At 70.1% G+C, this 4607-nt stretch carries 1 protein-coding gene; it reads left to right on the forward strand.

Annotation, left to right across the window (positions count from 1 at the left end; translation table 11 throughout):
- Nucleotides 1–4607 (forward strand): RHS repeat domain-containing protein (locus ACWD0F_RS51595; protein ID WP_449890424.1); only part of this gene is annotated, 4607 nt, incomplete at both ends.

Consider the following 4607-nt stretch of genomic DNA (forward strand, 5'->3'; position numbering starts at 1 on the left):
CCCGCCTCGGCCGCCGCCCGCCCGGCGCCGGCCGTGCAGAAGGAGACGCCGGTCAAGGGCGGGAAGGTGCCGGTCCTGCCGCCGCCGGCCGACCCCGTGCAGAAACAGGTGTGGAAGGCGGCCCCCGCCGTCACCTGGCCCAAAGCCCAGAAGGCCGAGCTGGGCGGCGGTGCCGCCACCACCTTGGCGGCCGGCTTCCCGGTGAAGCTGGCCTCTGGGCAGTCGGCGGCCAGAACGGCCGCCGCGCCGGTGAGCGTGGAGCTGCTCGACACCGACCGGCTCGGCCTGGCGATGCGCGTCTCGCCGGGCTCCTCGGCCCAGGGCGTCACGGCGGCGAAGACGGCCGCGAAGACGAACCTGGAGATCGACTACTCCAGCTTCCGCTACGCCTACGGCGGCGACTACGGGGCCCGGCTCCGGATGGTCAAGCTGGAGGAGTGCGCGCTCTCCGCCGCCGCCACGAACTGCGCGCCGCCCGAGCCGGTGAAGAGCGAGAACAACGTCAAGGACGGCACGCTGACCGCCGAGGTCGAGACCGGCGCGGTGTACGCGCTCACGGCCGCCGCCTCCGGTCAGTCCGGCGACCACTCGGCCACCTCACTGTCCGCCTCCGCCGACTGGAGCGTCGGGACCCAGACCGGCGACTTCACCTGGGGCCAGGAGATGCGCACGCCGCCCTCGCTGGGCGGCGACGAGCCGGAGTTGTCGCTCGACTACTCCTCCCAGAGCCTGGACGGCCGCACCGCCTCCACCAACAACCAGGCGTCCTGGGCGGGTGACGGCTTCGAGCTGAGCCCCGGCGGCTTCATCGAGCGCCGCTACAAGTCCTGCACGCTCGACGGCAAGAAGACCGGCGACCTGTGCTGGGACGGGGAGAACGTCACCCTGTCGCTCGGCAGCAACGCGGTCGAGCTGGTCAAGGACGCCACGACCAAGCAGTGGCGGCCCAAGCGCGACGACGGCACCCGGATCGAAGCGCTCACCGGCGCCACCAACGGCGACAACAACGGTGAGCACTGGCGGGTGACCAGTCCCGACGGCACCCAGTACACCTTCGGCCTGAACCGGCTGGACGGCTGGGCGACCGGCAAGGCGGAGACCAAGTCGGTGCAGACGGTGCCGGTGTTCGGCAACAACAGCGGCGAGCCCTGCTACAACAGCACCCCGGCCAACGCCTGGTGCCAGCAGGCCTACCGGTGGAACCTCGACTACGCGGTGGACACCCACGGCAACGCCACCACCTACTGGTACACCCAGGAGAAGAACTACTACGGCCGCAACTCCAAGCCGGAGCTGGGCACCGTCTACGACCGCGCCGCCTACCTCAATCGCATCGACTACGGCTACCTGCAGGGCGAGCTGTTCACCAAGACCCCGGCCGCCCGCGTCGTCTTCGAGACGGCCGAGCGCTGCCTGCCCAGCGGCACCATCACCTGCGCCGCCGACCAGCTCAAGAAGGAGACCGCCAGTAGCTGGCCGGACGTGCCGTTCGACCAGATCTGCGACTCCGGGGTCAAGTGCACCGACCGCCTGACGCCGACGTTCTTCACCCGCAAGCGGCTGACCAAGGTCGTCACCCAGGTCCGCGACACCGCCGGGGCGTACTCGGCGGTGGACTCCTGGGCGCTGACCCACCAGTATCCCGCCACGGGTGACGGACTCAGCCCGTCGTTGTGGCTGGCGTCGGTCCAGCAGAGCGGTCACGTGGGCGGCACGCTCTCGCTGCCCAAGACCACGTTCATCGGCGTGCAGCTCCCCAACCGGGTGGACGCCACGGAAGGCCGCGCCCCGCTGGTCAAGTGGCGCGTGCAGTCGGTCGACAACGGGACCGGCGGCGAGCTGCGGGTCAACTACGCCGCCGCCGAGTGCAAGCCCGGCGAGCTGCCGGCGGCCGACAAGAACACCAAGCGCTGCTTCCCGCAGCGCTGGTCCCCGCAGAACGAGAGCGAGGTCGTCGACTGGTTCCACAAGTACGTGGTGTCGCAGACGATCGAGGTCGACCGGGTCGCGGCTTCGCCGAACGTGGTCACCAGTTACGAGTATCTCGACGGCGCGGCCTGGCACTACGCCGACACCAACCTGGTCAAGGCCGAGCACCGCACCTGGGCGGAGTTCCGCGGCTTCGGCCGGGTCCGCGTCCGTGAGGGCGACGGGCAGGACACCAAGCGCACGCTCACCGAGTACCGCTACTTCCGCGGCATGCACGGCGACAAGCAGGCCGACGGGACCAAGCGCACCGCGCAGGTCGAGGACACCGAGGGCGTCAAGCTGGACGACCTCGACCAGTACACCGGTTTCGAGCGCGAGGAAGTCCTCTACGACGGTGACGGCGGCGCCCTCCTGAAGGCGTCCGTCGAGCAGCCGTGGTCGCTCAAGACCGCCGAGGGCACGCAGGGCGGCGTCACCAAGGCCGCCTACGTGGTCGAGGCCAAGTCCATGGTCACCCGGGCCGCGTTGCCGGGCGGCACGTGGCGGCGTACCGGTGAGGAGCGCTCGTACGACGCCAAGGGCCTGCTCACCCAGGTCGATGAGAAGGGCGACCTGGCCACCGCGGCCGACGACTCGTGCACCCGTTACACCTACGCCCGCAACGACACGACCTGGATGCTCGACTACACCAGCAGGATCCAGAAGGTGGCGGCCGGTTGCGGCACCGCCGTGTCCACGCTGGCCGCCGGTGAGGTCATCTCCGACGAGAAGCTGCAGTACGACGGCAAGGCGTTCGGCGCCGCCCCGAGCAAGGGCGACGTGACCACCGTCCAGCAGCTCGTCTCCGCCGACGGCGCGAGCATCACCGACAGCACCCACACCTACGACGTCTACGGCCGTGAGACCAGCGAGACCGACGCGATCGGCACCAAGGCCGTGACCGCCTACAGCCCGGCCACGGGCGTCCTGCCGGCCGAGATCACCGAGACCAACCAGCTCGGCCACGTCGAGCGCACGATACTCCAACCGGCCTGGGGCGACCCCATCGCCGAGGTCGACGCGAACGACCGCCGCGTCGACATGGAGTACGACGCGCTCGGCCGGCTGCTCAAGGTCTGGCAGGCCGACCGCAGCAAGGCGGCGGGACAGTCGCCGAACACCGAGTACTCCTACGTCATGCGCGCCGACGGCCCCAGCGTCGTCACCACGAAGACCCTGCGCGCCGACGGCGGCTACACCGCCAGCCACGAGCTCTACGACGGCCTGACGCGCGAGCGTCAGACGCAGGAGCCCGCACCGCTCGACGACCAGACGCAGGATCCCGCGCTGCGTGACGGCCGCACGATCACCGACACCTTCTTCAACTCCCTCGGCGAGGAGGCCAAGAGCAACACCGGCTACTTCGCCACCGGGACGCCGGCCACCGCTCTGCTGGCGGTGGCGGACACCGACGTGCCCACGCAGGTCGTGTCCGTCTTCGACGGCGTCGGAGACGTCAACGCCCAGGTCTTCAAGGCGAAGGGCGTGGAGAAGTACCGGGTCACCACCAAGCAGGAGGGTGACCGGATCCACGTGACGCCGCCGCCGGGCGGCAGCGCGACCACCCGGATCGGTGACGCCGAGGACCGGCTGATCGAGCTGCGCCAGTACAAGGGCGCCACCCCGACCGGCGAGTACGAGGCCACCAAGTACGCCTACGACTACGCCGGCCGGTTGTCCACGGTGACCGACCACGCGGGCAACGTGTGGCGCCACCACTACGACGTCCGTGGCCGGGAGATCAAGACCGAGGACCCCGACAAGGGCGTCACCACGATGACGTACAACGACGCCGACGAGCTCGTCAGCACCACCGACGCGCGCGGCAAGACGTTGTTCTACGTCTACGACGAGCTGGGCCGCAAGAAGGAGCTGCGCGACGGCTCGGCGACCGGCACGCTGCTGGCCGAGTGGAAGTACGACGCGCTGGCCAAGGGCCACCTGAACACCAGCATCCGGTACACGGGCGGGCAGGCGTACAAGGCCGAGATCAACGCCATCGACACCGCCTACCGTCCGCTTCGGGAGACCGTCACCGTCCCGGAGCGCGAGGGCAAGCTGGCCGGCTCCTACGTGCTCAACACCCGCTACACGCTCGACGGCCAGGTGCAGTCGGTCAGCTTCCCGGCGGCCGGCGGGCTGGCGGAGGAGTCGGTCGTCTACTCCTACGACGGCCTCAGCCAGCCGACCAAGGTGACCGGCCTGTCGGCGTACGTGAGCGCGACCCGCTACTCCAAGCTCGGCGAGACCCTGCAGTACGAGCTGGGCTCGGGCAGCAAGCGGACCTGGCTCACCTACGCCCACGACGAGTCCACCCGCAGACTCACCAGCATGCGGCTGGACCGGGAAGGCGCTGCGGCGACCGACCTGGATCTCAACTACACCTACGACGCGGTCGGCAACATCACCAAGATCGCCGACCAGGGAGCCGCCGGCCAGGACACGCAGTGCTTCAAGTACGACCATGCGCGCCGCCTGACCTCGGCGTGGACCGGCACCGACGACTGCGCCAGCGGGACCCCGACGGCGGGCAAGATCGGCGGCGTGGCTCCGTACGCGGTCAGCTACGCCTACGACGCCATCGGCAACCGGGTGAAGGAGACCAAGCACGCCTGGGGCGGCGCGGCGGAGACGGTGCG

The organism is Nonomuraea sp. NPDC002799 (genome assembly GCF_053592075.1).